Consider the following 3,489-nt stretch of genomic DNA (forward strand, 5'->3'; position numbering starts at 1 on the left):
CACCACGCACCCCACCTGCAGCGCCCTGGGAAGGCGGCTGACCAGCAGTGTGATCCGGATATGGGCGCGTTCGCGCACCGCCATCGTCGCCCCCAGATAAACCGCAAAGATCATGCCATAAACGGCGGTTTCTTCGGCCCAGACGGCGGCTGTGTGGAAAAAGAAGCGCAGGACCACCTGCATCAGCACCGACCCCACCACAACGCAGAGAAACAAGGTGCACAGAACCTCTTCGAAATGCCGGTCAAGTTTGCTCAGCACAGCAGCCTCCTGACGCTGGGGAAAAGCGGGCTGCAATCAGATAATCGCAGCCCAGTGTTCAGGGAGAGTGGTTTAGTTCGCAGCCGCGCGGATGGCCGCGAGAAGCGCATTAAAGTCATCGCCTTTTTCTGCCGCGTATTTGTCCTGCACACGCTGGCCCGCCGCGATGAAATCTGCACGCTCAAACTCGGCCGTTTTCATGCCGCCCTCGCCGGTCAGGAAGTCACGGATCTCGGTCACGTTGCGGGTCATTTCCTCTTTCTGGAAAACCCCCGCCTCGTGTGCGGCCCTCATCACCGCGGCGCGTTGATCATCGTCCAGCTTGCCCATGATCCGGTCACTTGCGAACAGTGGTGAGAAGTAATTGAAATGCTCAAGCACGGTGAAATGCGGCATAATCTCGTAGAATTTTTGCGACTTGATAAAGGATGTGCCGTTGTCGGCGCCCTCAACCGTGCCGGTCTGCAACGCGGTGGGCGTATCTGCCCATGGCAGCGGGATGGGGGCCGCCCCAAATTCGGTAAATGTGTCGATCATCACCTGGTTCTTGGGCACCCGTACCTTGAGGCCCGCCATGTCTTCCATCTTGGTGATCGGATTGCGCGAGTTGTAGAAATCGCGGTCGCCGACAAAACCAAACGTCAGCAAATGCACACCGGTTGCGGCATTTAGCTTTGCAGAGAAATCAGCGCCGACTTCACCTTCAAGAACGCGGTAGGCGTGATCCTTGTCCTCAAAGATATAGGGCAGCACAAACGCGTCCATCAACGGAAAGTGCGGCGAGATGTTGTTGCCGGTGATCACGTGCATGTCGACCGTGCCCAGTTGCATCGCCTTGAAGGCCTCGTCCTCGCCCATCAGTTGGCCGCAGCAACGGACTTTGACGTCGATGGTGCCGCCGGAATACTCCTCGGCCAGTGCTTCAAATTTATCCGCCAGAACCGCGTAGGAACTTCCCTCGGCGGCGGCATAGCCCAGGTTGATGACCACGTCACCGGCAAGTGCGGTCTGGGCAGATAAGGCGAATGTCAGAAGGGATGCCGCAACGGGCATTGATTTGAAAGGTGGCATTGATCTCTCCATGTCGGTTTTTTGTTTTGTTATCGACCCAGGGTGCCACAGGTAATGTTGCAAGTATAATATCAAATTGGTCTTGTTTGATGCTAAAAGGGTATCATGAAATTTGGCCTACGACATATTCGCTACTTTATTGCTGTCGCCGAGGAATTGCATTTCAGGCGTGCGGCAGAACGGCTTGGCGTCGCACAACCGGCGCTCAGCCGTGCAATCCAGTATCTTGAAAGAGAGCTTGACGTCACTTTGTTCATCCGGTCCAGCCGCAATGTGCAAATCACCCAGGCTGGTGAAACTTTTCTCAAAGGGTGCCGGGGCGTGATCAATTCGATCGAGCATATCGTTGATAACACGCGACTTTCACATCTGGGCCAGGTGGGATCTCTGCGTATCGGCTATACCGATATGGCGATTGCAGGTCGGCTGCCAAACCTGTTGAAGGACTTTCAGGACCGACAGCCGGGCATTATCCTGCAACCCCATCATGATGTGACAGTGACCCAGCTTCAAAAGCTTGACGATGGGGAACTGGATATTGGTTTTGTCACCGGCCCGATCAGCCGCACAGGGTACGAGCAGCACCCGGTTCAATCCGAGAGATTTGTCTGCGTTGTCTATGAAAGCCACCCATTGGCAACGCGCAAGAGCATCCGCATGGAGGAATTGGCGCACGAAGATTTCGTCCACGGCTCGTCAAAGGATTGGGAACAATTCTATTCTTACCTGTTTCCGCTGTGCCGCAGATCGGGCTTTGTTCCGCGCATCGTGCAAGAGGCCTTCAACACCGCCGGCATCCTGGGGCTGGTCGCGTGTGGGATGGGCGTCACAATCCTGACAGACAGCGTTGGGAATTCGATCGGATCGGGGCTCACCATAGTTCCGATTGAAGACATAACTGAACAGCTTCAGACGGTGGCCTTCTGGAAGGTTGGTGCCGTAGAGGGCGCGATGGAGATGTTTGTTGAGTTTCTTCTGAAAAAGGACCTTTAAGCACCGAGGATTGAAGTTGGAATTGCCACCTGAATACCTCAGGGTGCCAAAAATGCTGCGCGTTGCACGAACGGTAGTAACGTGAAAGCTGTGATGCCGCTATCTGATAAGTTGACGGAAGTCCGCAAAGGGCCGTCTTTGCCAAGCAATGCCAGCTTTGCGCGCTTCGCGCCCGTTCAGACCTGGCGCAGCATTCTGTAAAATGGGCTCCTTGCTGCCGTTAGCCGCATCGCAGCGATCCTGCCAAACGATCTCGCCCCGACCAACATGAACGGCCCATTGCTGCCGTTCACGTCCACCTCAGGATGCTGCGGTGCGGCCCGTCGAACCGGACTTTCGTGCATTATGCAGCATTTTTGCTGGCTGAAACGTCGGTGTGCGGACTAAGCCGTCGCCGAGCGCAGAAGCGCCTCGATGCTCTACGACGAAAGCCCAACAGACGATGTGGAGACCTGCGCACCCAAGACCTTCAGAAGTTGCGAGATATTCTCCCTAGCCGCGCCCTCGTTAACCTTTCTCAAACGTTCAATCGCTAGAAATTCATCTGACACGCCAAGCGTGTATTTAGATGTTATCGTTCGATCGAACCTAATTCGGCCACGCGCATCTATTAAATTGTATCGCACCGACATTTTCACGGTGAGGTCAAAGCCTACCATCGGCTGATCAACGCTGAGTATATCGGCTCTCAGGGTGAAAGGTCCGGACTCCGAGAAAATTCCTGCCTTTTGGAGTGACGTTTTCAGCGCGGTCTGAAAGGCATCGGACGAGATTTCGGACGTCCAAAGTGGATTGGTTTCTTCCCCTCCGTATCCCGTGACATCCGAAACCGCACCTCGATAAGTGCTAGCCGAAGAAACCGGTGAAATGGATGCTGGAACCATGGCCTGCTCATCGGCAGGCTGAGCGCAAGCAACCAGCAAGATGAGAAGGCTGGCAGTGGCGCAATGCTTGTAACCTCGAAAATTCATGTGTCTTCCTCATAGACCGTGATTTGGGCGCATCGTCAGTTGTTCGTAAACCGATTCTCTACTGTTTTCAGTTTGGGCTGATTCACGATCGGAGCGTCTTGATCCTGATCAACCGCTCATGGCTTTCTTAACTCACGGGAAGTTTTGAAGCTTCGAGCGTCCGCTCCGTTTTCGGTAGAGTTGCGCTATTAAC

The 3,489-nt window shown here is 54.6% G+C and carries 4 protein-coding genes; 1 reads left to right on the forward strand and 3 read right to left on the reverse strand.

Annotated elements, in window-relative coordinates; all coding sequences use genetic code 11:
• Together Q1B15_RS13675 and Q1B15_RS13680 are read right to left on the reverse strand one after the other, a co-directional pair.
• Window positions 1–261: TRAP transporter small permease subunit (locus tag Q1B15_RS13675; protein ID WP_299754464.1), on the reverse strand; the 261-nt coding region annotated here is incomplete at its 3' end.
• A 72-nt stretch (window positions 262–333) separates the two neighbouring features.
• Window positions 334–1,332, reverse strand: coding sequence for a TRAP transporter substrate-binding protein (locus tag Q1B15_RS13680; protein WP_299754466.1), 999 nt, complete (start codon window positions 1,330–1,332; stop codon window positions 334–336).
• Window positions 1,333–1,437: 105 nt separating this feature from the next.
• On the opposite strand from Q1B15_RS13680, the gene Q1B15_RS13685 reads away from it, so the two are divergent.
• Entirely contained in the window at window positions 1,438–2,325 is an 888-nt protein-coding gene (locus Q1B15_RS13685; RefSeq protein ID WP_299754468.1) for a LysR family transcriptional regulator, read from the forward strand.
• Between the two features lie 419 nt (window positions 2,326–2,744).
• On the opposite strand, the gene Q1B15_RS13690 is transcribed toward Q1B15_RS13685, so the two are convergent.
• Complete coding sequence (locus tag Q1B15_RS13690) at window positions 2,745–3,296, reverse strand: hypothetical protein (RefSeq protein WP_299754470.1); 552 nt, start codon at window positions 3,294–3,296, stop codon at window positions 2,745–2,747.
• Window positions 3,297–3,489: the final 193 nt, after the last annotated feature.

Origin of the sequence: uncultured Boseongicola sp. (assembly GCF_937988555.1) — a bacterium.
Classification (GTDB): domain Bacteria; phylum Pseudomonadota; class Alphaproteobacteria; order Rhodobacterales; family Rhodobacteraceae; genus Boseongicola.

Bases quoted from the DNA above. Each gene is read 5' to 3' on its own strand.
- Q1B15_RS13690 (WP_299754470.1), bottom strand. From the start codon at position 3,296: ATGAATTTTCGAGGTTACAAGCATTGCGCCACTGCCAGCCTTCTCATC.
- Q1B15_RS13685 (WP_299754468.1), top strand. From the start codon at position 1,438: ATGAAATTTGGCCTACGACATATTCGCTACTTTATTGCTGTCGCCGAG.
- Q1B15_RS13680 (WP_299754466.1), bottom strand. From the start codon at position 1,332: ATGCCACCTTTCAAATCAATGCCCGTTGCGGCATCCCTTCTGACATTC.